Genomic DNA, 24,338 nt, shown 5'->3' with positions numbered 1-24,338 from the left:
TCGCCGGTGTTTGGAGGGTTGCAGGATGGGTTCGCTTAGCATTTGGCACTGGATCGTCGTGATCGCGGTCGTCCTGCTGTTGTTCGGGCGCGGCAAGATTTCCGATCTGATGGGCGACGTCGCGCAGGGCATCAAGGCCTTCAAGAAGGGCATGCAGGACGACGACAAGGCGCCGGAGAAGACCGAGCCAGTCAAGTCGATCGACCACGGCGCGACACCTTCGGCCACCCGCACGGATGTCGGCAGCAAAGCCGTTTGATCTGCGCGTGAAAGGCGCGGGCGGCGCGCTCCCGCAGAGACGGCACCGGGACCTGTTCGGACAGACCCGGGCAGGCGGGATCAGAGGCGTCGTCGCGTAGGCGGATTGTTTCATGTTCGATATCGGCTGGAGTGAGCTGCTCGTCATTGGGGTCGTCGCGTTGATCGCGATCGGCCCCAAGGAGCTTCCGGGCGTCCTGCGCATGGTCGGGCAATGGATCGGCAAGGCGCGCCGGATGGCCTCGGAGTTCCAGGGCCAGTTCCAGGAGGCGATGCGCGAAGCGGAGATGGCCGACCTCAAGAAGAGTTTCGATGAGGTCCGCGAGGCGGCCAGCGGTTTCACCCCGACCGGCGTGATCTCCTCGTTGCAGCGCGACGTCGACAAGGCTCTCGATATCGAGGGGATCGACAAGTCCGCCGAGCCGGCACCAGCATCGGACGTGGCTGCTGCTTCGCCTGAGCCTGCCGTGATGACCCCGACCACCCCCGAACCTCCAGTGGCCGAGACCTTCGTGGAGGCTGAAGTCCATCAAGCCGTGGGCGAGCCGCTGGCGATCGTGCGTGAAATCAAGCCCGAGCCGCAGCCTGAAATGTCTGCGTCAGCAGAAGCTGAACGTCTGAAGGACGCCAAAGCGTCATGACCGTCGAAGATATCGAGGCCAGCAAGGCCCCGTTGATGGATCACCTGATCGAGCTGCGGTCGCGGCTGATCAAGGCACTGCTCGGCTTCGGCGTGGCCTTCATCTTCTGCTTCTTTTTCGCCAAACAGATCTACAACATCCTGGTGCTGCCGTTCGTCTGGGTGGCAGGGGCCGAGAACAGCAAGTTCATCTACACCCAGCTGCTCGAATATTTCATCACGCAGCTCAAGCTCGCGATGTTCGGCGCCGGTTTCATCTCGTTCCCGATCATCGCGACGCAGATCTACAAGTTCGTGGCGCCGGGGCTGTATCGCCACGAACGCAATGCTTTCCTACCCTACTTGATAGCGACCCCCGTCTTCTTCGTCCTCGGCGCCATGCTGGTCTATTTTGCGGTGTGGCCGATGATCGTGCGCTTCTCACTCGGCATGCAGCAGCTCGGCGGCCCCGAGACGGCGCAAATCGCGCTGATGCCCAAGGTCGGCGAATATCTGTCGCTGATGATGTCGCTGATCTTCGCCTTCGGCATCGCGTTCCAGCTGCCGGTGATCCTGACCCTGCTTGGTCGCATCGGCATCGTGACCTCGCAGATGCTGAAAGAGAAGCGGCGCTATTTCATCGTCATCGCCTTCATCATCGCCGCCGTGCTGACGCCGCCGGACGTGCTGAGCCAAGCGTCCTTGGCGATCCCGCTGCTGGCCCTCTACGAAGGCGCCATCATCGCGGTGGGGATCGTCGAGAAGCAAGCGGCTGCGAAGTCGGGCTCCGGCACGTCGTCCGGCTCCGGCAATCTGCCCAGCAATCCGGCCGAGTAGGGCCGGGCTTCCCGCCCGGCCTGGCCTGTTCCCATCCGCTGCCATTCGCGGTAGTGCAAGCCGGCCCGTGACCCCGGGCGACTCGCCGAGATCTTTTCGTCTCCAGGACCGAACGACCATGCACGACATCAAATCGATCCGCGACAATCCGCAAGGTTTCGATGCGGCGCTGACGCGCCGGGGTCTGTCGCCCCAGTCGTCGCAGCTGCTCGCCATCGACGAGCGGCGTCGCGCTGCGATCCTGGCGTCCGAGCAGGCGCAGGCGCGGCGCAACGCCGCCTCCAAGGAAATCGGCGAGGCCAAGAAGGCCAAGGACGACGCGCGCGCATCGGCGCTGATGGAGGAGGTCGCCAAGCTCAAGACCACCATGCCGGAGCTCGAGGCGGCCGCGAAGCAGGCAGATGAGGAGCTGGCGCGCGAGCTTTCGGCGATTCCCAATTTGCCGCTCGACGAGGTGCCGGACGGCAAGGACGAGCACGACAATGTCGAGCGCCACATGTTCGGCGCCCGGCGCAACTACGCCTTCGCGCCGAAGCCGCATGATGATCTCGGTGCGGCTCTTGGCACCATGGACTTCGAATCGGCTGCGAAGCTGTCGGGCGCGCGCTTCGTCGTGCTGAAGAGGGGCCTGGCGCGGCTCGAGCGCGCGCTCGGGCAGTTCATGCTCGATCTTCATACGACCGAGCACGGCTACACCGAGATCAATCCGCCGCTGCTGGTGCGCAACGACGTCATGTTCGGTACGGGCCAATTGCCGAAATTCGAGGACGACCAGTTCTGGGCCGTGAAGGGCGAGCTGATTGCAGCGCCGGATGATCGCCTCAAGACCGAGCGGCTGGGTCTCATTCCAACTGCCGAGGTGGCCCTGACCAATCTGGTGCGCGAGTCCATCGTTGACGAGAAGGAGTTGCCGATGCGGCTCACGGCGCTGACGCCGTGCTTTCGCGCCGAGGCGGGCGCGGCCGGCCGCGACACCCGCGGCATGATCCGTCAGCATCAGTTCACCAAGGTCGAGCTGGTGTCGATCACGACGCCGGAGACCAGCAAGGACGAGCACGAGCGCATGCTGGCCTGCGCCGAGGAAGTGCTGCGCCGGCTCGATCTGCACTATCGCGTCATCACGCTGTGCACCGGCGACATGGGCTTCTCCTCGCAGAAGACCTACGACATCGAGGTCTGGATGCCCGGGCAGGGCGATGGCGGCGCCTTCCGCGAGATCTCCAGCTGTTCGGTGTGCGGCGACTTCCAGGCACGCCGCATGGATGCACGCTATCGCGGAAGCGACGGCAAGCCGCGCTTCGTCCACACATTGAACGGCTCGGGCACGGCAGTCGGCCGCGCGCTGATCGCAGTGATGGAGACCTATCAGCAGGCCGACGGCTCGATCGCCGTCCCCGATGTGCTGCAGCCCTATATGGGCGGCCTCAAGGTGGTGGCCGCGGAGCCATAGCGCCGCGGCAAATTGCATCCGCCCAGGTCGCCGCCATTGCGTGGGCGCCGACGGGTCGTATCCTCGGTTCTGTTCAGCAATTGCTTTTCAGATACCGGCATCATGGCTCTGCATCGGGATATTTTCTGGATCGGACGGCAATGGGCCGTCACCGGCTCCGGCATCCAGGCGGTCGACCAGCGCCTGAAGGGAGCATTCGATATCGATCGTGCAGCGGTGTGGCATGATGGCCCGCCGGAGGCCCTGCGCCATCAGGCCTGGTTCAACGCTGCTGATTTCGACAAGGCGCTGGGTGTTGCGCGGGCCCGGTTTCCGGCGCCGCCGCTGGCCGAGTCCGCTGTGCCTTCGCCGGTCCCTCCGCCAGCGTCCCATGTGTCCGTCACCCCCGCCGCGTTGCTCCGGCTGGGTACGCGAGGGAAGCTCGCCAGGTTCCTGCCGCAGTGGCGGATTCGGCCCTGAACCACTGCCGAACCCGGCTCGAGGCGGCGGGTTTGCCTCGATGTCGCGCAGCAGATAAGACACCGCGGCAATCGTCTTGAACGGGATGGAAAGGTGGCCATGCGGATTCTCTGCACCAATGACGACGGAATCCATGCGCCGGGTCTCAAGGTGATCGAGGAGGTCGCACGCGCCCTGTCCGACGACATCTGGATCGTGGCTCCCGAACTGGACCAGAGCGGCGTGTCCCATTCGCTCTCGCTCAATGACCCCCTGCGGCTGCGCGAGGTCGGCCCGCGGCATTTCGCGGTGCGCGGCACGCCGACCGACTGCGTCATCATGGGGGCCCGTCATATCCTGGGGGCGAAGCTGCCCGACGTGGTGCTGTCGGGCGTCAACAAGGGCCGTAACGTTGCCGAGGACGTCGTCTATTCGGGCACCATCGCCGGCGCGCTCGAAGGCACCATTCTCGGCTTGCCGTCGTTCGCCCTGTCGCAGGAATTCAGCGTCGCAACCCGTGACAAGCCGTCCTGGGACACCGCGCTCAAATTCGGCCCGCAGATCGTGCGCAAGGTGCTCGAAGCCGGCGTGCCGAGGAATACGGTGATCAACGTCAACTTCCCGGCCTGTGCGCCGGAAGAGGTCAGGGGCGTCGTGGTCACCCGCCAGGGCAAGCGCAATCTCGGCTTCTTGAAGGTCGACGAGCGTCGCGACGGCCGCGGCAATCCCTATTTCTGGATCGGCTTCGACCGCGCTGCCTCGCTCGACGTGCCCGACGAGGGGACGGACCTCGCGGCCCTCGCGGCGCACTACGTGTCAGTGACTCCGCTTCGCCTGGATCGCACGGACGAGGCGTTCTCCGGCAAGCTCAGCGACATTCTGGGCTGAAGCGCCGTCTACCCCTGTGGCTCAGCGCCACGCAGCGCATGGTCGATCGCCTTTCCGAGCGTCTCGAGCTGGAACGGCTTCTGCAGGGCCGGCCGGTCGCGATATTCTTCCGGCAATCCCGACGAGCCGTAGCCGGTTGCGAAGATGAAGGGCCGGTTGCGCGCCTTGATGAGATCGGCCACCGGCGAGATGACCTTGCCGTTGACGTTGACGTCGAGAATGGCGACGTCGAAAAAGGTGCTCTCGGCCAGCCGCATCGCTTCGCCGATTTCGCCGGCCTCGGCCGCGACGGTATAGCCGAGCTCCTCGAGCATGTCGGCCACCATCATCCGGATCATGACTTCGTCTTCAACCAGAAACACAGAGCCGCGCGGCGGCCGCGGTGCAGTCATGATGTCAGTCCTTGCCCATACCCGATTTAACGCTCGCAAATAACGGCTTATGGCGCAACGTCAACAATGTCATCTTTCACCGCCGTGCGGCGTGGGCAGGCTCGCCCATAAGGTGAACGAACCGGACCCGACTTGGTTCCTCGTGCGGAACGCGGTCGTCGTTGGGACCATGTCGGTGCGTAGTTGCGACGTGTGCGCGGAAATTCGGTGCGCAACCCTCGCCCCGCAGGTAAATTGCCCACGAGCCCACCAACCGACATCCCGATGCCCCCAGCCGCTCCTCCCGAGAAAATGATGTTTCAGCTGACCCTGCGTCGGCGGGGGATCAGCGATCAGGCGGTGTTGCGAGCGATGGAGGAGGTGCCGCGGGAGGAGTTCGTTCTGCCGGCCGACCGCCCGGACGCCTATCGCGACAGCGCAATGGCGATCGCTTGCGGGCAGACCATCAGCCAGCCGTTCGTCGTGGCCTACATGACCGAACAGCTCAAGCTGCAAAAGACCCACCGCGTGCTCGAAATCGGCACCGGGTCCGGATATCAGGCCGCGATCCTGTCCCGGCTTGCGGCTCATGTCCTGACGGTGGAGCGCTTCCGGACATTGGCCGACAAGGCCAGGGAGCGGCTGGAGAAGCTCGCCTGCTTCAATGTCGAGGTCATGCTCGGCGATGGCTACGCGCTGCCGCCGGGGGGCGGCCAATTCGGTCGCATCATCGTGACCGCGGCGATGGACGAGATTCCCCAGAGCCTGCTCGACCGGCTGGAGCCGGACGGTATCCTGATCGCGCCGGTCGGGCCGCAACACGGGGTGCAGACGCTCGTCAGGATCACGCGAACGGGCGATCGTTTCGACCGAAAAGAGCTCGTCGACGTGCGATTTGTGCCGGCAATTCCGGGGATTGCGCGCGAACTTTAAACGTGCGGATCAGCAGGCCGCACAACGCTTTATTCGCGGCTTAAGCGCTTATTTACCGCGGCTGTGTTTACTCGAATTCGTTGTTTGTTGCGTACGAGTGAGTAACCATGCCCACTACCGTCGAGTTGCTTCGCTCGCGCCGCCTGCCGCAGGTTGCGGCATTGGCGCTGATGTCGTTCGGCGTCGCCGGCTGCAGCGCCGACATGTCGACGCGGCTGTCGCAGACGCAAAACCCGTTTTCAAACCCCTTTGCATCCGATTCCACGGGGTCGGTGCAGGCGCAGCCGCCCCGGCAGCACCAGCCCTACACGCCCGCTCCGGCGCCGGCCTACTCGTCCTCGGCGCTGCCGCCCCCGGCGGTCGGGGCTCCGCAATCCTATCCGGCCGGCGGCGGTGCGGGAGGCGTATCCTCGGGCGGGCGCGGCGTCGCATCCTATGCGCCACCTGCTGCGGTCCCCGTGGCTGCACCCCCGGTCGCTGCACCCCAATCCTATGCACAGCCGGCGCATTCCTATGCTCCGCCGGCCCAGCCGCGCCTCGAGACCACCGGCACCGTGCCGCCGCGTTCGGTCGCCGCCGCGCGTCCCGCCAGCGGCACCAAGATCATCGTCGGCACCAGCGATACGCTCGACATCCTCGCCAAGCGCTATCGCGTGACACCGGCTGAGATCCTGGCTGCGAACGGCTACAAGGGCCCGCGCGCGTTGTCGCCGGGCCAGCAGCTGATCATTCCGCATCCCGGCACGGTCGCGGCTGCGCCCGCGGCCCAGCCCGTTGCTGCGGCGCCAATGGTTGCGCCGAAGCCGGTGGCGGCCGCAGCGCCCGCAGCTCCGGCCACCGTCCACTTCGTCAACCGCGGCGAGACACTCGCTAGCATCGCCCGCCAGAATCATCTGACGGCGGCTGAGCTCGCCCGCGCCAACAATCTCGATCAGGCTTCGCCGCTCAAGCTCGGGACCAGGCTGACCGTCCCTGGCAGGGCCGTGGCGGCAGCTGCGCCGGTGGCTCCGGTCGCAACCGTTCCCCAGGCGGTTGCGACCGTGCCGGCGCCAGCGCCGACCACACGGGTCGCGACGGCCGCAGGTCCGGTCCAGACCGCCCGCCTGGCCCAGGCCAATCCGGCACCCGAGAAGGAGGAGGAGCCGGCGCGGCCGGCCGAGACCACCAGCTCGCTGCCGACATTCCGCTGGCCGGCGCGCGGCAAGGTGATCACGAGCTATGGCGCCAAGACCAACGGCAAGTCCAATGATGGCATCAACATCGCCGTTCCCGAGGGCACCCCGGTAAAGGCGGCCGAAGATGGCGTCGTCGCCTACGCCGGCAATGAATTGAAGGGCTATGGCAATCTGGTCCTGGTGCGGCATTCCAACGGCTACGTCACCGCATATGCCCATGCGAGTGAGCTGATGGTGAAGCGCGGTGATCCGATCAAGCGCGGCCAGGTCATTGCCAAGTCGGGTCAATCGGGAGAAGTCGGATCGCCGCAGCTCCACTTCGAGATCCGCAAGGGATCGTCGCCGGTTGACCCGCTGCAATTCCTCAACGGGGCGTGAGGTCCGGTCGTTTGACCTCACGCAATCGTGGACGACACGGGGCCGCGCAGATTACTGTGCGGCTTTTTGCGTTGTCAGCCGCACGCCGAGGCGGCCCGCCAGATCTTGCGTGAACTGCCACGCGACGCGGCCCGAGCGCGAGCCGCGCGTCGTGGCCCATTCCAGCGCCTCGCGCTCCAACTGATCCTCGGCGACCGCGATGTCGAAATGGCTGCAATAGCCTTTGACCATCGCGAGGTACTCGTCCTGGCTGCAGCGGTGGAAGCCGAGCCACAGTCCGAAGCGGTCGGACAGCGAGACCTTTTCCTCGACCGCTTCGCCCGGATTGATCGCGGTCGAGCGCTCGTTCTCGATCATGTCGCGCGCGAGCAGGTGGCGCCGGTTCGAGGTGGCGTAGAGAATGACGTTCTCGGGGCGGCCCTCGATGCCGCCTTCGAGCACGGCCTTCAGCGACTTGTAGGACGCGTCATTGCCGTCGAACGACAGGTCGTCGCAGAACACGATGAAGTGGAACGGCGCGGCACGCAGGATGTCCATCAGCGCGGGCAGGCTCTCGATGTCCTCGCGATGAATCTCGATCAGCTTGAGCCGGTCCGCCGGCTTGCGGGCGACATTGATGCTGGCATGGGCGGCCTTGACCAGCGATGACTTGCCCATGCCGCGCGCGCCCCACAACAACGCGTTGTTGGCCGGCAGGCCGTTGGCGAAGCGCTCGGTGTTCTCGATCAGGATGTCGCGCATCCGGTCGATGCCCTTGAGCAGGTCGATCTCGACACGGCTGACGCGCGGCACCGTCGAGAGCCGGCCGTCCGGATGCCAGACGAAGGCGTCGGCCGCGTTGAGGTCCAATGCCGACGCGGCACCCGCGTGGGTTGTTGCCAGATGCGTCGCAATGGCTTCCAGCGCACGGGCGATGCGCTCGGCGATGTGGTCGGGAGCAGGGCCGGCGGGACGTTTTGCCGCGACCTTCGCCGGCTTTTGCGCTGCGGGCTTGGAGCTTTTTTGGAAACGTCTGACGACGGTTTGGGCGGGACTGCGGGACGGGGCTTTGGCTGGCTTTTTCGACATGCTGCAAGTTCCTGATGGGGCAGCCATATCGGGCCTCGCCCGCTGCCGCAAGCGGGGCGAAATGAAGGGGCGGGGCGCCTTGCTATTGGGACTGCTGCCGCTATATTCCGCGCGAAATTCGCAAGAGGCCGGCCCGCGCCGAGACAAGCGTGGTTCGCCGGCTATTCCCGTCTCACCGGGCGCTGCCCACGAGGATCGACCACATGCTGATCACCCCTGCCTATGCCCAGGCCGCCGGCGCTGGCGACACCAACAGCATGCTGATGTCGCTGCTGCCGTTCGCGCTGATCTTCGTGATCATGTATTTCCTGATCCTGCGGCCGCAGCAGAAGAAGGTCAAAGAGCACGCCGACCTCGTCAAGAACGTCCGCCGCGGCGACACGATCGTGACCCAGGGCGGTCTGGTCGGCAAGGTCACCAAGGTCGTCGATGACGACCAGGTCGAGTTCGAGATCGCCGACGGCATTCGCGTGCGCCAGATGCGCCAGATGATCACGGGCGTCCGCACCAAGGGCGAGCCCGCGAAGGCAGACGCAAAGGACGACAAGAAGGACGAGAAGGCCGCGAGCTGATCGCCGGCCTGGCCAGTCGAACGCCGGCCGTCGCTCTTTGTGATGTTCTGATTTTTTCGGGCCGGATACGGCCCTTACGGACAACCTCCATGTTGTATTTCACGCGGTGGAAGGCGCTGGGCATCATTCTCACGGCGCTCGTCGTGTGCCTGTGCGCGGTGCCCAACTTCTTCTCCGAAGCGACGGTCAAGACCTGGCCGTCCTGGGCGCAGCGCCGGCTGGTGCTCGGCCTCGACCTGCAGGGCGGCTCCTATCTGCTGCTCGAGGTCGATTCCAACTACATCAAGAAGGAGCGGCTCGATGCCGTGCGCGACGACGTTCGCCGCACGCTGCGCGATGCCAAGATCGGATACACCGGATTGGTGAGCCGGGGTGATGGGGTCGAGGTCCGGATCACCAAGGAAAGCGACACGGGAACTGCGATTTCCAAGCTGCGCGATCTCTCGCAGCCGCTCGGCGGGCTGCTCGGCTCCAGCGGCCAGCGCAGCCTCGAAGTCAGCGATGCCGGTGGCGGACTGGTCCGGCTGACGATCCCGCCGGCGGCCATCACCGAACGCATCCGCCAGACCATCGAGCAGTCGATGCAGATCGTCGAGCGCCGCGTCAACGAGCTCGGCACCGTGGAGCCGGTGATCCAGCGCCAGGGCAACGACCGCATCCTGGTGCAGGTGCCGGGCTTGCAGGATCCGACGCAGCTCAAGAACCTGCTCGGGCGCACGGCCAAGATGGAATTCCGGATGGTCGATACGTCCGTGCCGGCGGATCAGGCGGTGCAGGGAAGGGTGCCGCCGGATTCCGAGGTGCTCCAGAGCGCATCGCCACCCAACCAGCCCTATGTCGTGAAGAAGCAGGTGCTTGTCTCCGGCGGTGATCTCTCCGATGCGCAGACCGGCTTCGACCAGCGCACCAACGAGCCGATCGTCACCTTCCGCTTCAACTCGGCCGGCTCGCGCAAGTTCGCGCAGGCCACGACCGAAAATGTCGGGCAGCCGTTCGCCATCGTCCTCGACAACAAGGTGATCTCGGCGCCGGTCATCCGCGAGCCGATCACCGGCGGCTCCGGCCAGATCTCCGGCAATTTCACCGTGCAGTCCGCCAACGAGCTCGCGATCCTGCTGCGCGCCGGCGCGCTGCCGGCGCCGCTCACGGTCATCGAGGAGCGTACCGTCGGTCCGGGCCTCGGCGCCGATTCGATCGCCAAGGGCGAGCTCGCATCCTATGTCGGCTCGATCCTCGTCATCGTGTTCATGCTGGTGACCTACCGGCTGTTCGGCGTGTTCGCCAACATCGCCGTGGTGGTGAACGTCGCGATGATCTTCGGCGTGCTGTCGCTGTTGAATGCGACGCTGACGCTCCCGGGCATCGCCGGCATCGTGCTGACGGTCGGCATCGCGGTGGACTCCAACGTGCTGATCTATGAGCGCATCCGCGAGGAGCTGCGCGGCGGCCGCAATGCCATTTCGGCAATCGACGCGGGCTTCAAGCGCGCATTGGCGACGATCCTGGACTCCAATATCACCACATTCATCGCCGCAGCCGTGCTGTTCTACATCGGCACCGGCCCGGTGCGCGGCTTTGCCGTGACGCTGGGCATCGGCATTCTCACCACGGTCTTCACCGCCTTCACGCTCACCCGCCTGATTGTGGCGGCCTGGGTGCGGTGGAAGCGGCCGCAAAGCGTGCCAATCTAGGAGCTACTGTGACATACTGGGTTCTCATCGGGCTTGGCATCCTGATCGCGGTGCTGACGGTGGTCAGCGCGCTCGGCCTGCTGCCGTCGCTGCGCATCGTTCCCGACGACACGCATTTCGATTTCACGCAGTTCCGCCGCATCAGCTTCCCGATCTCGGCGGCGCTGTCGATCCTCGCGATCGTGCTGTTCTTCACCCATGGCTTGAACCTTGGCATCGATTTCCGCGGCGGCACCTTGCTTGAGGTGCGCGCCAAGTCCGGCACCGCCGACATCGCGGCGATGCGCGCGACGCTGGCGACCCTCGGTCTGGGCGAGGTGCAGCTGCAGCAGTTCGGCGGGCCGGCGGGGGTTCTGATCCGTGTTGCCGAGCAGCCGGGTGGCGACGCCGCCCAGCAGGAGGCGGCCAACAAGGTCAAGGCGGCGATCGGCGATTCCGTCGAGTATCGCCGGGTCGAGGTGGTGGGTCCGCGCGTTTCCGGCGAGTTCCTAGCCGTCGGCATGCTCGGCCTGATGCTCGCGATCGTCTCGATTCTGATCTATCTCTGGTTCCGGTTCGAGTGGCAGTTCGCGCTCGGTGCCATGATCGCCAACGTCCACGACATCGTGCTGACGATCGGCTTCATGTCGATCAGCCAGGTCGATTTCGACCTCACCAGCATCGCGGCGCTGCTGACCATTCTCGGCTATTCGCTCAACGACACCGTCGTCATCTACGACCGTATCCGCGAGATGTTGCGGCGCTATAAGAAGATGCCGATGCCGCAGCTGCTCAACGAATCGATCAACTCGACCTTGTCGCGCTCGATCATCACGCACGTCACGGTGACCCTGGCGCTGCTGGCGCTGCTCTTGTTCGGCGGCCCGGCGATCCACAGCTTCACCGCGGTGATGATGTTCGGCGTGGTGCTGGTCGGCACCTACACCTCGATCTTCATCGCCGCGCCGATCCTGATCTATCTCGGCGTCGGAGCCGTTCGGGGTGATCAGGCCGACGAGCCGAAGAAGAGGCCTTGATCGGGACTTGAGCCGTTGGACCCGAACCGGGGCTGAGAGGTTGGTCTCGCATGGCAACTGACGCTCCGCATTTCCCGCGGTCCGCGCCGATCGACGGCTATGGCAAAGGCGGCTTCGCCTTTGCCGGCATGTCGCATCGCGGCTCGCTGCTGTGCCTGCCGGATTCGATCTGGGCCTGGGACGTCACCCAGCCGAGCCAGATCGACCGCTACGCGTTGCAGCGCGTTTTCGACGCAGCCAACAAGATCGACACACTGATCGTGGGGACCGGAAACGATGTCTGGATCCCGCCGGCACCGCTGCGCGCGGCCTTGCGGGGCGTGAACGTCGTGCTCGATGCGATGCAGACCGGTCCCGCGATTCGCACCTACAACGTCATGATCGGCGAGCGGCGGCGGGTGGCGGCAGCGCTCATCGCCGTCCCATGAGCGAGGCCAGCGCCAACAGCGACGCCGCGTTCTGTGCGAGCCTCGTCCGCGAGCATGATTTCGACCGCTACGCTTCGACGCTGTTCATGGCGCCGGAACTCCGGCGTGCGCTGTTGTCGCTATACGCATTCAACGTCGAGGTGAGCCGTATTCGAGATCTCGTGTCGCAGCCGCTGCCGGGCGAGGTCCGCCTGCAGTGGTGGCACGACACGCTGACGGGGCATGAACATGGCGGCGCGGAGGGAAATCCCGTTGCAGCCGAATTGCTGCTCACCGTGCAGCGCTTCGCGCTTCCGGTCGAGCGGCTGACGCGCCTGATCGATGAGCATCAGTTCGATCTCTACAACGATCCGATGCCGACGATGGCGGCGCTGGACGGCTATCTCGGCGACACGCGCGGCGCGCTGTTCGCGCTGGCGGCACAGATCATTGCGCCGCCGTTTGCGGAGGCGGATCACCTCGCGCACCATGCCGGCATCGCGCAAGGGTTGCTCCAGGTGATCGCATCGCTGCCGCGCGATGCCGCCCACCGGCAGCTCTATGTTCCGCTCGATCTCCTCGCGCGCCATGGCGTCAGCCAGGAGGAGATGTTCGCAGGCAAGGCGTCATCGGCGATCCAGGATGTGATCATGGACCTGCGCGGGCAGGCCCGGCAGCATCTCGATCACACCCTCGAGCTGGCGCGTCAGGCGCAGCCGGCGGTGCGGCCGGTTCTGTTGCCGCTGGCGCTAGTCCGGCGCGACCTCGCGCGGGCCGATCGCCGCACCGACGATCCGTTTCAGCTGCAACCCCGCTCGCGCCTTGCGACGTTGTGGACGCTGTGGCGCGCTGCGAGGACGGCGAGTTTTGGCGCGCGCTGACGCTCTCGCGGGCTCAAGCCGAGGGCATCGTATTCCAGAGTGGCGGGCTGTGAAGGAGTCTCGGCATGTCCGTCGGCTCGTGCCGGTGGATCGTGCAGCGGGTGTCCCAGACGACGAGATCACCGGGCCGGCAGGTGTGGGCCCAGCTGAACTCGGGCCGCTCGGCAAGCTGCCAGAGATCGTCGAGCAGCGCATCCGATTCGTCCTGCTCGAGTCCGACGACACAGGAATGGCGGCGCTGCCCAAGCGCGAGCATCGCTCGGCCCGTATCGGAGTGATTGCCGACCAGCGGATGCACGGGGCCTGCGACGATGGTGCGACGGCCATCATCGGCGGTGTCGCTCGCGACATGACGGACCTTCAGATGAGCGACGCGGCTGCGCAGCGCTGGCGAGAGCGCGTCATAAGCGGCGTAGAGGCTGCAGAACGACAGTCTGCCGCCCAGCAAGCTGCCGGGGGAGGTGTAAAATAGATCCGCGTGACCGAAGCGACGACTGAAGGCCGCGATGTCACACTCACCAAGACGCTGGCCGCGCACGAGCAGGACCTGGTGCTTGAGCAGCGCGCGCATGAACGAGGCGAACGCCCAATCGTCGAAGGATCTGAGATCGACATTGCAGACCTCGGCACCGAGTGTCTTTCCCGTCGGGATGACCTGGATGAGGCTGCTTTCGGCGCTTCGAGCAACGTTGCTTCTGAGACTCACTTGCGTCATCTCCCAAGTTTCACCAGCGCCTGCAAATCAACCATCGTAATTTGTCGGGGGTGTTTCGGCTCGGAGGCAATTCGCGGAAGGATCGCGGCACGATCTGGCGATTGTCGGCACACTCTGCCGCTCTGAGTCGGAAATTGGACGCTTCAAGGCGACGCGCGAGGAAATATCCAGCAACCTGCAACTCATTCGCAGGCATTCTGGCGCTTGATCGTGCGGATGCCCGCGCGCAAGCGAATCAGTGCGGGCGATCTGTTCCCTTGATCTGGGTTCGATGCATGATTCGCCGCGCATGATCATCGAACGGATCGCGCCGATGCATGGTGCAGCGATTGTCCCAGATGACGAGGTCGCCGACCTTCCAGACGTGCTCCCAGGCGAATTCCGGACGAGCAACATAGGTCCACAACTCGTCGAGCAATGCTTCCGACTCGGCGAGCCCGAGGCCGACCAGATAGGCGTTGCGCCGGCGGCCGAGATAGAGCATCTGCCGGCCGGAATCGGGATGCGTGCAGACCAGCGGATGGATCGCGCCCGGCGACGTGCGCGGATCATCGGTCGGCGTCACGCCCTGCCGGACGAAGCCGCCGCTGTTGTAGGTGCCGTCATGCTTGATCTTCAGATCCGCGACGCGGCGCTTCAGTTCAGGAGGAAGCGCGTCGTACACGGCATACATGCTGCAGAACGACGTGTTGCCGCCGACGGGGGGAATTTCCAGCGCGTAGAGCGCGCTCGCGATCGGCGGCGTGTCGAGATATGACATGTCCGTGTGCCACACCGCTTCGCCGGCGCCGAGGCTGCCGATCGCCTCGCCGTTCACCTTCACGTTCGACACGATGTAGATCTCCGGCAGACCGTCGACAAAGCGCCGGCCGTTCTCCTGCACCGGCGCCCAGTCGAGATCGCCGAAGCGGCGGCTGAAGGCGATCAGATACTGGTCCGTCAGACCCTGGCCGCGCACCAGCAAAACGGAGTGCGTGTGAAAGGCACGGAGCAGGGCGCTGAAGCCCGCGTTGTCCAGATGCTTGAGATCGACATGTCGAATCTCGGCACCCAGTTGCCGGCCGGTCGGGATGATCTCGATGTTCGACGACCGAGACGTGGTGGCTGCGCGGCTCTCGACGTTCATTGCCAGATCCTCCCAAAGGACATTGCATTCGCAGGATACAATGGTCGGACCGCGAAGTCTCGTCCGCTCAGGCCGAAGGCAGTTTCAGGTCCGCCTCGAAATTGAACCGGTCGCGCAGGTTCTTGCGCGAGTCCAGGATGTCCTTGAGGAAAGCGCGATCGCTGTCGCTCGTGAGCATCGGCTCGATCAGGTCGATCTGGTTCATCGCGACCAGCTGCAACAGTTCAGTGCGTGGCCTGCCGCTGGCGTCGCGCGGCAGGGCATGCACGACCTGGATATGCTCCGGCGGCTTCGGGCCCTTGGCTGAAGCAAGCTCGTTTTGCAGCTGAGTTTCAAGCGTCGGCTGCTCTCCCTCGACGAACGCATAGAGCCCGACGCCGGTCCGGCGATCGGCGAAGGCAACGATCGCGGCGTCGCGCACGGCCGGGTTCTTCCGGATCATGTCCATCAGCACCGGCGCATCGTTGACCAGGCGTCGTCCGCCACCCTCGCGGTCGGTGAAATTGAAGATGCCGCGCGTGATGGCGCGATACACCTTTTTGCCGGTCATCAGCCAGATGCGCGCGAACAGCGATTTGCGCGCCAGGATTTTGCGCTCCTTCGGCGTCAGCGCCTCGGGCGCGTAACTCCGCTTATGCTTGAGCAGATGACGCAGGTCCTCATAGGCCGCGATCCGGAACAGCCGGCTGCGGCTCTCGAAGCAGGCGGCCAACTGGAAATCGGTCACGTAGCAATGGCCGTCGTGACCGACGAGCCAGTTCTGCTCCTTGGCGAGATCGTTGTGCGTGATCCCGGCGCGATGCAGCCGGCGCATCATCTGTTTGGCCGAGCGGAAATAGGCGACGTTGCCGTGCGGCTTGGCCAGATGCAGCGCCACGCCATTGATGAAGCCGCGGACCAGCGCGCGATCCCCAGCCCATAGCAGATCAGGGCCGGCGTTGAGCCCCTTGGCGCGCATCAGCGCCTTGCGCTCGCGCGCGAACAAATGCCGCGCCAGCATGAACGACCACCACGGCACCTCGTCGAGCCGGCGCAGCACGGCGTCGACATCGCCGGCCTCGCTCTTGAAGCGGCCGCGCTCGACGGTCGAGAACACGTCGCGCTTGAGCAGCACACCTTCGCTCCAGCGGGCCGCCAGCAAGGCAGAATCGGTCTTCGGCAGGCTCATCGTACTCTCACGCAGCGGCCGCGACGGGCAGGTGCTCGGCGATCCAGCGGTCGAGATCGGCCAGCGCGCGGGCGCTCATCGCCTGCTTCTTCGCCACCGTCTTCTCATTGCCCTTCAGCCGCGTGCCGTCCGGCTTGCGGGTCGGGGCCGTCGCCAGCGGCGGGAACAGGCCGAAATTGATGTTCATGGGCTGGAACGAGCGCGTCGCTCCATCGATCGTTTCGATATGGCCGCCAGTGATGTGGCTGAGCAGGGCACCGAGCGCAGTGGTCGGAGGCGGCGGCAGCAGATTTGCGCCACGTGTCTCCGCGGCGGCGTAGAGGCCGGCGATCAGGCCGATGCTCGCCGACTCCACATAGCCCTCGCATCCCGTCATCTGGCCGGCAAAGCGCAGCCGCGGCTGGGCCCGCAGGCGGAGCTGCGAATCCAGCAGTTTCGGCGAGTTGAGGAAGGTGTTGCGATGCAGGCCGCCGAGCCGCGCGAATTCCGCGTTCTCGAGGCCTGGGATCGTGCGGAAGATTTGCTGCTGCGGGCCGTATTTCAGCTTCGTCTGGAACCCGACCATGTTGTAGAGCGTGCCGAGCTTGTTGTCCTGGCGCAGTTGCACGATCGCGTAGGGCTTGACCGTCGGATTGTGCGGATTGGTCAGGCCGACCGGCTTCATCGGGCCGTGACGCAGCGTCTCGTGGCCGCGCTCCGCCATCACTTCGACCGGCAGGCAGCCGTCGAAATAGGGCGTGTTGGTCTCCCACTCCTTGAAGTCGATCTTCTCGCCGGCGAGCAACGCCGCGACGAAGGCGTCGTACTGCTCTTTCGTCATCGGACAGTTGATGTAGTCGGCACCGGTGCCGCCCGGACCGACCTTGTCGTAACGCGACTGGAACCAAGCGACCGACATGTCGATCGTGTCCTTGTGCACGATGGGCGCGATGGCGTCGAAGAATGCGAGCGCCGTCTCGTCGGTCAGGTCACGGATGGCCTCGGCGAGCAGCTGTGAGGTGAGGGGACCGGTGGCGATGATCACCTTCTCCCACTCCGCGGGCGGCAGGCCCGCGATCTCGCCGCGGCGCAGCGCGATGCGTGGATGGCCTTCCAACGCGCTTGCGACGGCCGCCGAGAAGCCGTCGCGGTCGACGGCCAATGCGCCACCGGCCGGGACCTGGTTGGCGTCAGCGGCCCGCATGATCAGCGAGCCCAGCCGGCGCATCTCGGCATGCAGGAGGCCGACGGCGTTGTTGGCGGCATCGTCGGAGCGGAACGAATTCGAGCAGACCAACTCGGCAGGCGTGGCGGTCCGGTGCGCCTCGGTCATGCGGTCCGGCCGCATCTCATGCAGCACCACGTCGACGCCGGCCTCGGCCAGCTGCCAGGCGGCTTCGGATCCGGCGAGGCCGGCACCGATCACGTGGACGGTATTCGAAGGTGATTTGGTCCCTGTCATGCGCGGGACAGGTAGCGCTTTTCCCGAGCGCTGCAAATGCGCCAGTGGGGTTCAGCGTGAGAAACCGGGCGCGTGTGTGTCGTTGCGCCAGGGCCTAGACGCGGCAACGCCCGCAGCGAGGCGGGCGATGTCCGGTAGATATCGGAAGAAGGCTGATCAGCCGTTGTAGTGACCGGCAGCAACGCGCGGGATGTCCGAACGATCGAGACCGATGTCGGCGAGCTCGCGATCGCTGAGCTGCGACAGCTCGGCAACGTTGCGCTGATACTCACGGAACGCCTGCACCATGCGGATGAGCGAGAGCAACATGAGAAATCTCCTTTAGTTCGCGATTCAGTTCTTCATCGGAACCTCATCGTTGAAATGAACATAGAAGAGCTTGTTGCGATGCGGAAGCGTGAATGTTGCGATGCAGCTAAACCCCGGGCGCATAGCTTGCGTAACCCTCAAGTAAGAATCGGGCAGGCGCCCGGCAGCTCAGCGACCCGCGCAAGGCTCCGTATTCATGCGGATTTTCGATCGCCCGTTCGAATTGCCGGATCGAGCAATGCCGGCTTAAAGGCCGGTCCAGGCACGAAGCTATTGCCCGACATACACCCCACGAAACGCATGGGTTCATATAATGAACATAAATTCATTATGTACGCTGCGCCTCTCAAATCGATGATCGCCATCACGGACCGCTCGCGCGGATTTCACTTCGCGGCATATAACGAAAGGTGCGACAAAGTGTCGCGGTGCTGGGCAATGATGCCGGCGCCGTCGCACCAGCGAGGAAAAACAATGAACAAACTTTTTGGGGCCGCGCTCATCACTGCGGCAATTGTGGCGGTCGGTCCGGCTCAGGCGGCGCGGATGCATGGCGCCGGCTGTAGCGGGGCCAATCTGGAAAAGACCGAGACGGCGATCGAGGCGATGGCCGACGGCGACGCCAGATATACTGCGCAGAAGGAGATTGCGGCAGCGCAGGACGCGCTGCTGAGCGGCAAGATGGGCGCCTGCAGCGTGCACCTGACCAAGGCGATGCAGGCCGGGATGATCAAGTAGCAGGCGCATCTTTCGCATCATCGAACGAACGGCCGGTCGCGATGCCGCGATCGGCCTCATTCCTGACCCGGGCTACGGCGCCCGCGCCAGCTGGGTCGCGAAGGTCGCGACCGTCCGCGCGTAGACCTCGCTCTTGTTCCACTGCTGGATGACCGCAAAATTCGGGCCGCCGGGCTCCCAATCCTTGCCCTTCTGCCAGCCATAGCCCTTCAAATAGTTCGCGGTGGAGGCGAGAACGTCGGGCGCGCTGCGGATCAGATCGCGCCGGCCATTGCCGTCGAAATCGACGGCGTATTTGATCCAGGACGACGGCATGAACTGCGTCTGACCGATCTCGCCGGCCCAGGCGCCGCGCATGTCGGCCGGCTGAAGGTCGCCGCGGTCGACGATCCGCAGCGCATCCAGCAACTCGCCGCGAAACTGCTCGGCGCGGCGGCAGTCATAGGCCAAGGTCGCGAGCGCACGGATGGTCGGAAATTTTCCGACATTGACGCCGAAATCGGTCTCGAGCCCCCAGATCGCGACCAGCACCTCGCCCGGCACGCCGTAGCTCTGCTCGATCCGTGACAGCACCGAGCCGTATTGCTTCAGCATGTTGGAGCCGCGGGTCATGCGCGGCGGGACCATACGCCCGGAGAATTCCTCGAAGGTCTGGCTGAACACCTTCTGACCGCGGTCGCGGTTCAGCACGCTTTGGTCGGGCGTCACGCCGGTCAGCGCCGCATTGATCGTGTTTTGTGAGATGCCCTTGGCCGCAGCTTCGGTCTTGAACTCGGCGAGCCAGCCGTCGAAATTGCCGCTGCCGCAAGGCACCGCGGCGCGCGCTGGCGCTGACAGGGTGGTGAGGGCAGCGAGGCAGGCAAGAGCGGAAACGGCGAGAACGCGAGCAATCATCGAAACACCTGGACGGCAATGGATTCAAAAAGCGTTGCTGGGCGCGCTCCATGTCGGGCGTAACCGCGGCAGCAACAAGGCTTTTCGATCACATTGGCGTCGGATTTCGTGAGCGCTGCAACACGCTGGCGGCTTCTCGAGACGGCCGCCGGCCCGGGAGGCCGGCGGCCGTGACAAACTCGTCGCTGCGTCCTCACATCCCGTCGCGCGAGCGCCATGGGAACAGGTTCGCCGGGAAGTCGGCCGCGGGTTTGGATCCGCGCGGGGCCGGCGGCACGATCCGGGCTGCGTCGGGATTGATCGCGATGGCTTCGCGGTAGAGATGCCAAGTGGCGTGGCCGAGCACCGGGATCACAACGGCGAGCCCCAGGAAGAACGGAATCGTGCCGGCGACCAGAAGCACCGCGACGATGAGGCCCCAGGCCGCAACCGGAACGGGATTCTTGGCCACCACGCGCAGCGAGGTGACGACTGCTTCGAGCGCGCCGGCGTGTCGGTCGAGCATCAGCGGGAAGGACACGACGCTCAGGCACAGCGCCAGCAGCGCGAACAGGAAGCCGGCGCCGCAGCCGACCGCGATCAGCCACCAGCCCTGCGGCGTCGTGAACACCCGCTGCAGGAAATCGCCCGCGCCCGTCGCGCCGCCATAGCCGAACACTGTGACGTAGATCGCCTGCGCGGTCGCGACCCAGGTGACGAACAGCGCGAGCAGCAGCGTGCCTAGTCCGAGCATCGAGCCGAACGACGGCGACCGCAGCACCTCCAGAGCATCCCAGGCACTGGTGTCCTCGCCGCGGTCCCGGCGGCTGCTGAGCTCATAGAGACCGAGCGCGGCGAATGGGCCGAGCAGGGCGAAGCCCGCCGCCAGTGGAAACAACAGCGGCAGCACCGCATAGCCGAACACCGCGCGCGCGATCACCAGGCCGAGAACGGGATAGATCGCACATAGCATCACGGCGTGACTCGGGACGGCCTTGAAATCGTCCCAGCCGAGCCGCAGCGCGCGCATCAGGCTCGACATGTCGATCGTGCGAATCGTCAGCTCAGCCGCGACCTCGTCTGCCGCCCGAACGTGGGAGGCGGCATTGCTGTGGTAGGTGGCCATCGTCGTGTGCTCCCTCAACTTGCGTAGGGCGCTACCCAACCACGCAGGCGGGCTGCGCTTCTCGTTGGAACAAATTCGCGGATGGCCAGACGCGACGAACCTCGGGGCGGCCATTCGCGAACGGAAGTCATCAGGATAGTGGCAAAACAGGCCGCGCCTACTCACGCCTCGGTGAGTGCTGTGAATGTCGCGGTGCATTAGAACGGTGCCCGCGACCGAAGAAGCCGAGCCATCCACGGACAAAGTCATTCCGCCGTCATTCCGCCTTGGGTAAGCTTCACATTCGTCGCCGTGGTCGCCTTGGCAGGCCTCGGCGGGTGGCGGAGCGGCTCTACGGCCGTCTTTGCAACGGAACAACGCCGGCCGAGTTCTTCTTACGATCACCATCCATTGGGAGCCATTGATGAGCATTTTCGGAAAGATCATGGGCGCTATTTTCGGCCATCATGCCGAGGCTGCCCCGGCCGGCGGCAGCACGCCCGCCGCGGGCGGCACCGCGCCGGCAGGCGGCACGGCAGCTCCGACCGGGGGCCCGGCTGCCGCGGCGCAAAACGTCGATGTGGCGGCGATCGTCGACAAGGCCGCGGCTGCCAAACACGAGAAGCTGGAGTGGCGGACCTCGATCGTCGACCTGATGAAGGCGCTCGACATCGATTCGAGCCTCGCCGCGCGCAAGGAGCTTGCCAAGGAGCTCGGCTACAGCGGCGACACCAACGACTCGGCCAGCATGAATGTGTGGCTGCACAAGCAGGTGATGAGCAAGCTCGCCGCCAATGGCGGCAAGCTTCCGCCGGAGATCAAGCACTGAGCGTCGGCCGCCGACGGCCCAAAAGCGAAAGGCCCGCCATCGCGCGGGCCTTTGTCGTCGATATCGTGTCGCGAGAGGCTGCTCGAACGGCTCAGACGTGCACGAAGCCGGCGCGTTGCCAGGCCTCGGCGTGCAACTGGTCGCGGTTGAAGCCGATGTCGCGCAGCGTGCGCTCGTCGAGCTGGTCGAGATAAGCGAGCTGGGTGCGGTAGCGGACGTAGCGCTTGAGAACGTCGAAAATGGCAGTGATGAACATGAGCCTCTCCCCATCGGTCTGGTTGCTTGTTCGGCGGGGGATTGCTGGTCCATCCGGGTAGCCATTGCGTTAAAGCACACGGTCCAATCGTCTTGCTCGGTAATTCTACGGAACGTCACGCCATGATGTCCCGGTTCTCCGGGTGGTCACGGAGGTAGTCGGCGACGAAGCTGCAGCCCGCGATCACCCTGCGGCCCTCGGCGCGGATCAACTCCAGTGCGCCCTTGACGAGCTCGGACCCGATGCCCCGGCCGCGCAGGGCTGCCGGGGTCTCGGTGTGGGTGATGACGACCGCCTGCGGCGTCGCTCGGTAGTTTGCAAAAGCGATGCTGCCTTCGACGTCGAGCTCGAAGCGGCTCTGGGCCTTGTTGTCGCGGACGGCGGTCATGCTTCTCTACCTTCGTTTCGGTTTGTCGGTCTGCTTGATGAACTCGGCCAGCATTTCGCGGATCGACCAGGGCTTGCCGTCGACGGCGCCGCGGATGTCGTCGATCTTCCATTGGCCGGCATCGCGCACGAAGTCGTAACGGATGACGTTGTCGGCCTGTTCCGTGCGATCGTTGCGATGGCCGGCGATGGTGACGGCGACCGTCGCCTTGTCGGCCTCCTGCTTCTCTGGACTCACCTTGAACGAGGCGACATCCGGATCCTGCGAATTGGTGACGGGATCGAAATCGACCGCGCCGACCTCGCCCTTCGGCGTGCGGGCGTCCATCTTGGCCCATTGGGCGGCCAGCGACTTCGACAGATAGTTCGCGCGTGCCGCCTTGTTCTCGATGACGAAGTTGCCGCCATCCTCGCCCTTGCCCTTGGCGACGCGGGTGTAGATCGCGGTCATGATGCCGGTAGGCTCATTGGCGGCGGGGGCCTGCGCGCGAAGCGGGGATACGGCGAGCACGCCAGCGAGGCCGAGAAGCAGGAAACGACGATTGATCATGGGTGTCCTCAAATCAGATTCGGTGCGTGGTGAAACGAAGGAATGCGCGGCCGGCCTCGGGTTTGTCGCACGGCATCTGCATTCGTTCGAATGACACCGTCGCATGGGAGCGATGGGCAGGCCGCGCTTGCGAGGTCGCGCGGGACCGCGATAAACAAGCGGGAAGGTAACGGGTGGCCGAGACCGCCCGAGAATCGATCGAGGGGACGCTGTCATGGGTCTGTTCATTTGCTGCCGGGATGCGAGGGCTCGTCGATGAGTGGCACACAGCTGCGGATGTCGCGGCGGGTGATGAATCTCGCGCATATCGTGACGCAGAACGGCCGCCGGCTCGGCGACCGCGTCGGCTTCGTCTGGGGCGAGAGGTCGTGGACCTGGCGCGAGATCGACGCGATGGTCTCGGCGCTCGCGGCGGCGCTGGCCGAGCAGGGCATCGCCAAGGGCGATCGCATCCTGGTGCACTCCAAGAACTGCGAGGAGATGTTCGTCTCGATGTTTGCCGCGTTCCGGCTCGGCGCGGTCTGGGTGCCCACCAATTTCCGCCTGATGCCGGACGAGGTCGCCTACCTCGCGACCGCCTCGGGCGCGAAGGCGTTTCTCTGCCACGGCGACTTTCCGGAGCACGCTGCCGCAGTGACGACTGCTGACTTCACCTGGCGCATCGGTGAAGGCGGCAGCTTCGGCACGGGGGCCGTGGCCGACGCAATGAAGGCGCATGTCGGCGCACACGTCGCGAACGCTGCCGTCGAGCACGACGATCCCTGCTGGTTCTTCTTCACCTCGGGCACGACCGGCCGCTCCAAGGCGGCGGTGCTGACGCATGGCCAGATGGCGTTCGTCATCACGAACCATCTGGCGGACCTGACGCCGGGCACGACCGAGCACGACGCGTCGCTCGTCGTGGCGCCGCTGTCGCACGGCGCCGGCGTGCACCAGCTGATGCAGAGCGCGCGCGGTGCCACGACCGTGCTGCTGCCGAGCGAGAAGTTCGACATCACCGAGGCGTTCCGTCTCATTGAGGCGCATCGCATCAGCAACCTGTTCACGGTGCCGACCATCCTGAAGATGATGGTCGAGCATCCCGCCGTCGACCAATTCGATCATTCCTCGCTGCGCCACGTGATCTATGCGGGCGCGCCGATGTATCGCGAGGACCAGAAGCGCGCGCTGGCGCGGCTCGGCAAGGTGATCGTGCAGTATTTCGGCCTCGGCGAGGTCACCGGCAACATCACGGTGCTGCCGGCCGCGGCGCACGAGGACGAGGATGGACCGGAGGCGCGGATCGGCACCTGCGGCTATGAGCGCACGGGCATGCAGGTCTCGATCCAGGACGATCAGGGGCGCGAGCTGAAGCCGGGCGAGACCGGCGAGATCTGCGTCATCGGGCCGGCCGTGTTCGCGGGCTACTACGACAATCCCGACGCCAATGCGAAGGCGTTTCGCGACGGCTGGTTTCGCACCGGCGATCTCGGCCACATGGATGCGCAAGGCTTCGTCTACATCACCGGCCGCGCGTCGGACATGTACATCTCCGGCGGCTCCAACATCTATCCGCGCGAGGTGGAGGAGAAGATCCTGACCCATCCCGACATCGGCGAGGTCGCCGTGCTCGGCGTGCCTGATCCCGTGTGGGGCGAAGTCGGCGTCGCCGTCTGCGTGGCGCGCGAGGGCGCGGCCGTGCCGAGCGAGAGCGCGATCGCCGGCTATCTCGCCACCAAGCTGCCGCGCTACAAGATGCCGAAGCGCTTCTTCTTCTGGGACGCGCTGCCGAAGTCTGGCTACGGCAAGATCCCCAAGCGTCTCGTGCGCGACGAGCTCGAGGCGCGCGGCTTGCTCGATCTCACCAGGCAGGGCTGAGC

The 24,338-nt window shown here is 65.3% G+C and carries 28 protein-coding genes; 16 read left to right on the top strand and 12 right to left on the bottom strand.

Going from position 1 to position 24,338, the window contains the following annotated elements; translation table 11 throughout:
* Positions 1–25 precede the first annotated feature (25 nt).
* From QX051_RS02825 to surE, 6 genes are all read left to right on the top strand, one after another.
* Positions 26–259, top strand: a complete 234-nt coding sequence (locus QX051_RS02825; protein WP_006614346.1) for a twin-arginine translocase TatA/TatE family subunit — start codon at positions 26–28, stop codon at positions 257–259.
* A 112-nt stretch (positions 260–371) separates the two neighbouring features.
* Entirely contained in the window at positions 372–899 is a 528-nt protein-coding gene (gene tatB, locus QX051_RS02820) for a Sec-independent protein translocase protein TatB (protein WP_315774959.1), read from the top strand.
* Positions 896–1,714: a twin-arginine translocase subunit TatC gene (gene tatC, locus QX051_RS02815; protein ID WP_315738146.1), complete on the top strand. Its 819-nt coding sequence runs from the start codon at positions 896–898 to the stop codon at positions 1,712–1,714. Before tatB ends, tatC begins: the two co-directional genes overlap by 4 nt.
* 118 nt (positions 1,715–1,832) lie before the next feature.
* A complete protein-coding gene (gene serS, locus QX051_RS02810) occupies positions 1,833–3,164 on the top strand; it encodes a serine--tRNA ligase (RefSeq protein ID WP_315774958.1) in 1,332 nt (443 codons plus the stop codon).
* Between the two features lie 102 nt (positions 3,165–3,266).
* Positions 3,267–3,623, top strand: a complete 357-nt coding sequence (locus QX051_RS02805) for a hypothetical protein (RefSeq protein WP_315738144.1) — start codon at positions 3,267–3,269, stop codon at positions 3,621–3,623.
* A gap of 99 nt (positions 3,624–3,722) precedes the next feature.
* Positions 3,723–4,490, top strand: a complete 768-nt coding sequence (gene surE, locus QX051_RS02800) for a 5'/3'-nucleotidase SurE (RefSeq protein WP_315774957.1) — start codon at positions 3,723–3,725, stop codon at positions 4,488–4,490.
* Between the two features lie 8 nt (positions 4,491–4,498).
* On the opposite strand, the gene QX051_RS02795 is transcribed toward surE, so the two are convergent.
* Positions 4,499–4,882, bottom strand: coding sequence for a response regulator (locus QX051_RS02795; RefSeq protein ID WP_315738142.1), 384 nt, complete (start codon positions 4,880–4,882; stop codon positions 4,499–4,501).
* A 264-nt stretch (positions 4,883–5,146) separates the two neighbouring features.
* Here QX051_RS02795 and QX051_RS02790 point away from each other — a divergent pair, with 264 nt between their 5' ends.
* Together QX051_RS02790 and QX051_RS02785 are read left to right on the top strand one after the other, a co-directional pair.
* Positions 5,147–5,794, top strand: coding sequence for a protein-L-isoaspartate(D-aspartate) O-methyltransferase (locus QX051_RS02790; RefSeq protein ID WP_315738317.1), 648 nt, complete (start codon positions 5,147–5,149; stop codon positions 5,792–5,794).
* Positions 5,795–5,901: 107 nt separating this feature from the next.
* Positions 5,902–7,347 (top strand): LysM peptidoglycan-binding domain-containing M23 family metallopeptidase, encoded by a 1,446-nt coding sequence (locus tag QX051_RS02785; protein ID WP_315774956.1) that lies wholly within the window; start codon positions 5,902–5,904, stop codon positions 7,345–7,347.
* 51 nt (positions 7,348–7,398) lie between these two features.
* Here QX051_RS02785 and QX051_RS02780 read toward each other — a convergent pair whose 3' ends face one another.
* A complete protein-coding gene (locus QX051_RS02780) occupies positions 7,399–8,415 on the bottom strand; it encodes an ATP-binding protein (protein ID WP_315774955.1) in 1,017 nt (338 codons plus the stop codon).
* A gap of 203 nt (positions 8,416–8,618) precedes the next feature.
* On the opposite strand from QX051_RS02780, the gene yajC reads away from it, so the two are divergent.
* The 5 genes from yajC to QX051_RS02755 all read left to right on the top strand — a co-directional run bounded on the left by yajC (position 8,619) and on the right by QX051_RS02755 (position 12,982).
* Complete coding sequence (yajC, locus tag QX051_RS02775; protein ID WP_172108587.1) at positions 8,619–8,987, top strand: preprotein translocase subunit YajC; 369 nt, start codon at positions 8,619–8,621, stop codon at positions 8,985–8,987.
* An 89-nt stretch (positions 8,988–9,076) separates the two neighbouring features.
* Entirely contained in the window at positions 9,077–10,678 is a 1,602-nt protein-coding gene (gene secD, locus QX051_RS02770; protein ID WP_315738138.1) for a protein translocase subunit SecD, read from the top strand.
* An 8-nt stretch (positions 10,679–10,686) separates the two neighbouring features.
* On the top strand, positions 10,687–11,694 hold the full coding sequence (secF, locus tag QX051_RS02765; RefSeq protein WP_315738137.1) for a protein translocase subunit SecF: 1,008 nt from the start codon (positions 10,687–10,689) through the stop codon (positions 11,692–11,694).
* A 50-nt stretch (positions 11,695–11,744) separates the two neighbouring features.
* The gene (locus tag QX051_RS02760) at positions 11,745–12,122 is read left to right on the top strand and encodes an Mth938-like domain-containing protein (RefSeq protein ID WP_315738136.1); all 378 of its coding nucleotides are present in this window, start codon (positions 11,745–11,747) and stop codon (positions 12,120–12,122) included.
* Positions 12,119–12,982 carry a phytoene/squalene synthase family protein gene (locus QX051_RS02755; protein WP_315774953.1) on the top strand — a complete coding sequence of 288 codons (864 nt, stop codon included), beginning with the start codon at positions 12,119–12,121 and terminating at the stop codon, positions 12,980–12,982. The genes QX051_RS02760 and QX051_RS02755 overlap by 4 nt, the downstream gene beginning before the upstream one ends.
* Positions 12,983–12,995: 13 nt before the next feature.
* On the opposite strand, the gene QX051_RS02750 is transcribed toward QX051_RS02755, so the two are convergent.
* The 5 genes from QX051_RS02750 to QX051_RS02730 form a co-directional block, all read right to left on the bottom strand.
* Complete coding sequence (locus QX051_RS02750) at positions 12,996–13,688, bottom strand: TauD/TfdA family dioxygenase (RefSeq protein ID WP_315774952.1); 693 nt, start codon at positions 13,686–13,688, stop codon at positions 12,996–12,998.
* Between the two features lie 244 nt (positions 13,689–13,932).
* Positions 13,933–14,823: a TauD/TfdA family dioxygenase gene (locus tag QX051_RS02745; RefSeq protein ID WP_315774950.1), complete on the bottom strand. Its 891-nt coding sequence runs from the start codon at positions 14,821–14,823 to the stop codon at positions 13,933–13,935.
* A gap of 67 nt (positions 14,824–14,890) precedes the next feature.
* A complete protein-coding gene (locus QX051_RS02740; protein ID WP_315756645.1) occupies positions 14,891–15,991 on the bottom strand; it encodes a serine/threonine protein kinase in 1,101 nt (366 codons plus the stop codon).
* 7 nt (positions 15,992–15,998) lie between these two features.
* Entirely contained in the window at positions 15,999–17,432 is a 1,434-nt protein-coding gene (trmFO, locus tag QX051_RS02735) for a methylenetetrahydrofolate--tRNA-(uracil(54)-C(5))-methyltransferase (FADH(2)-oxidizing) TrmFO (RefSeq protein ID WP_315774949.1), read from the bottom strand.
* Between the two features lie 156 nt (positions 17,433–17,588).
* Positions 17,589–17,741 carry a DUF1127 domain-containing protein gene (locus QX051_RS02730; protein ID WP_006614327.1) on the bottom strand — a complete coding sequence of 51 codons (153 nt, stop codon included), beginning with the start codon at positions 17,739–17,741 and terminating at the stop codon, positions 17,589–17,591.
* A 474-nt stretch (positions 17,742–18,215) separates the two neighbouring features.
* Here QX051_RS02730 and QX051_RS02725 point away from each other — a divergent pair, with 474 nt between their 5' ends.
* Positions 18,216–18,479 (top strand): hypothetical protein, encoded by a 264-nt coding sequence (locus QX051_RS02725; RefSeq protein ID WP_315738130.1) that lies wholly within the window; start codon positions 18,216–18,218, stop codon positions 18,477–18,479.
* A 72-nt stretch (positions 18,480–18,551) separates the two neighbouring features.
* Here QX051_RS02725 and QX051_RS02720 read toward each other — a convergent pair whose 3' ends face one another.
* Complete coding sequence (locus tag QX051_RS02720; RefSeq protein WP_315774948.1) at positions 18,552–19,373, bottom strand: lytic murein transglycosylase; 822 nt, start codon at positions 19,371–19,373, stop codon at positions 18,552–18,554.
* A gap of 193 nt (positions 19,374–19,566) precedes the next feature.
* Positions 19,567–20,478 carry a DUF2189 domain-containing protein gene (locus QX051_RS02715; protein WP_315774945.1) on the bottom strand — a complete coding sequence of 304 codons (912 nt, stop codon included), beginning with the start codon at positions 20,476–20,478 and terminating at the stop codon, positions 19,567–19,569.
* Between the two features lie 403 nt (positions 20,479–20,881).
* Between QX051_RS02715 and QX051_RS02710 the strand changes: the two genes are divergently transcribed.
* Positions 20,882–21,286, top strand: coding sequence for a DUF3597 domain-containing protein (locus QX051_RS02710; protein WP_315738127.1), 405 nt, complete (start codon positions 20,882–20,884; stop codon positions 21,284–21,286).
* A 91-nt stretch (positions 21,287–21,377) separates the two neighbouring features.
* Here the strand turns inward: QX051_RS02710 and QX051_RS02705 are convergent, their stop codons facing one another.
* From QX051_RS02705 to QX051_RS02695, 3 genes are all read right to left on the bottom strand, one after another.
* Positions 21,378–21,542: a DUF1127 domain-containing protein gene (locus QX051_RS02705; protein WP_315774944.1), complete on the bottom strand. Its 165-nt coding sequence runs from the start codon at positions 21,540–21,542 to the stop codon at positions 21,378–21,380.
* A gap of 115 nt (positions 21,543–21,657) precedes the next feature.
* Positions 21,658–21,930, bottom strand: coding sequence for a GNAT family N-acetyltransferase (locus QX051_RS02700; RefSeq protein ID WP_315774943.1), 273 nt, complete (start codon positions 21,928–21,930; stop codon positions 21,658–21,660).
* A 6-nt stretch (positions 21,931–21,936) separates the two neighbouring features.
* Positions 21,937–22,479 carry a DUF3828 domain-containing protein gene (locus tag QX051_RS02695; protein ID WP_315774941.1) on the bottom strand — a complete coding sequence of 181 codons (543 nt, stop codon included), beginning with the start codon at positions 22,477–22,479 and terminating at the stop codon, positions 21,937–21,939.
* A gap of 255 nt (positions 22,480–22,734) precedes the next feature.
* Here QX051_RS02695 and QX051_RS02690 point away from each other — a divergent pair, with 255 nt between their 5' ends.
* A complete protein-coding gene (locus tag QX051_RS02690; protein WP_315774939.1) occupies positions 22,735–24,336 on the top strand; it encodes an acyl-CoA synthetase in 1,602 nt (533 codons plus the stop codon).
* The last annotated feature ends 2 nt before the right edge of the window (positions 24,337–24,338 follow it).

The organism is Bradyrhizobium sp. SZCCHNR1053 (genome assembly GCF_032381235.1).
Classification (GTDB): Bacteria; Pseudomonadota; Alphaproteobacteria; order Rhizobiales; family Xanthobacteraceae; genus Bradyrhizobium.
This window is presented reverse-complemented; position numbering and strand designations above follow the sequence as displayed.

Excerpts from the sequence above, each read along its gene's own strand:
- QX051_RS02720 (WP_315774948.1), bottom strand. The coding sequence starts at position 19,373 with ATGATTGCTCGCGTTCTCGCCGTTTCCGCTCTTGCCTGCCTCGCTGCC.
- QX051_RS02725 (WP_315738130.1), top strand. The coding sequence starts at position 18,216 with ATGAACAAACTTTTTGGGGCCGCGCTCATCACTGCGGCAATTGTGGCG.
- surE (WP_315774957.1), top strand. The coding sequence starts at position 3,723 with ATGCGGATTCTCTGCACCAATGACGACGGAATCCATGCGCCGGGTCTC.
- yajC (WP_172108587.1), top strand. The coding sequence starts at position 8,619 with ATGCTGATCACCCCTGCCTATGCCCAGGCCGCCGGCGCTGGCGACACC.
- QX051_RS02700 (WP_315774943.1), bottom strand. The coding sequence starts at position 21,930 with ATGACCGCCGTCCGCGACAACAAGGCCCAGAGCCGCTTCGAGCTCGAC.
- QX051_RS02690 (WP_315774939.1), top strand. The coding sequence starts at position 22,735 with ATGAGTGGCACACAGCTGCGGATGTCGCGGCGGGTGATGAATCTCGCG.
- QX051_RS02710 (WP_315738127.1), top strand. The coding sequence starts at position 20,882 with ATGAGCATTTTCGGAAAGATCATGGGCGCTATTTTCGGCCATCATGCC.
- QX051_RS02740 (WP_315756645.1), bottom strand. The coding sequence starts at position 15,991 with ATGAGCCTGCCGAAGACCGATTCTGCCTTGCTGGCGGCCCGCTGGAGC.
- serS (WP_315774958.1), top strand. The coding sequence starts at position 1,833 with ATGCACGACATCAAATCGATCCGCGACAATCCGCAAGGTTTCGATGCG.
- QX051_RS02795 (WP_315738142.1), bottom strand. The coding sequence starts at position 4,882 with ATGACTGCACCGCGGCCGCCGCGCGGCTCTGTGTTTCTGGTTGAAGAC.
- trmFO (WP_315774949.1), bottom strand. The coding sequence starts at position 17,432 with ATGACAGGGACCAAATCACCTTCGAATACCGTCCACGTGATCGGTGCC.
- QX051_RS02780 (WP_315774955.1), bottom strand. The coding sequence starts at position 8,415 with ATGTCGAAAAAGCCAGCCAAAGCCCCGTCCCGCAGTCCCGCCCAAACC.
- tatB (WP_315774959.1), top strand. The coding sequence starts at position 372 with ATGTTCGATATCGGCTGGAGTGAGCTGCTCGTCATTGGGGTCGTCGCG.
- QX051_RS02715 (WP_315774945.1), bottom strand. The coding sequence starts at position 20,478 with ATGGCCACCTACCACAGCAATGCCGCCTCCCACGTTCGGGCGGCAGAC.
- tatC (WP_315738146.1), top strand. The coding sequence starts at position 896 with ATGACCGTCGAAGATATCGAGGCCAGCAAGGCCCCGTTGATGGATCAC.
- QX051_RS02825 (WP_006614346.1), top strand. The coding sequence starts at position 26 with ATGGGTTCGCTTAGCATTTGGCACTGGATCGTCGTGATCGCGGTCGTC.
- secD (WP_315738138.1), top strand. The coding sequence starts at position 9,077 with ATGTTGTATTTCACGCGGTGGAAGGCGCTGGGCATCATTCTCACGGCG.
- QX051_RS02805 (WP_315738144.1), top strand. The coding sequence starts at position 3,267 with ATGGCTCTGCATCGGGATATTTTCTGGATCGGACGGCAATGGGCCGTC.
- QX051_RS02785 (WP_315774956.1), top strand. The coding sequence starts at position 5,902 with ATGCCCACTACCGTCGAGTTGCTTCGCTCGCGCCGCCTGCCGCAGGTT.
- QX051_RS02730 (WP_006614327.1), bottom strand. The coding sequence starts at position 17,741 with ATGTTGCTCTCGCTCATCCGCATGGTGCAGGCGTTCCGTGAGTATCAG.
- QX051_RS02790 (WP_315738317.1), top strand. The coding sequence starts at position 5,147 with ATGCCCCCAGCCGCTCCTCCCGAGAAAATGATGTTTCAGCTGACCCTG.
- QX051_RS02745 (WP_315774950.1), bottom strand. The coding sequence starts at position 14,823 with ATGAACGTCGAGAGCCGCGCAGCCACCACGTCTCGGTCGTCGAACATC.
- QX051_RS02705 (WP_315774944.1), bottom strand. The coding sequence starts at position 21,542 with ATGTTCATCACTGCCATTTTCGACGTTCTCAAGCGCTACGTCCGCTAC.
- QX051_RS02695 (WP_315774941.1), bottom strand. The coding sequence starts at position 22,479 with ATGATCAATCGTCGTTTCCTGCTTCTCGGCCTCGCTGGCGTGCTCGCC.
- QX051_RS02755 (WP_315774953.1), top strand. The coding sequence starts at position 12,119 with ATGAGCGAGGCCAGCGCCAACAGCGACGCCGCGTTCTGTGCGAGCCTC.
- QX051_RS02760 (WP_315738136.1), top strand. The coding sequence starts at position 11,745 with ATGGCAACTGACGCTCCGCATTTCCCGCGGTCCGCGCCGATCGACGGC.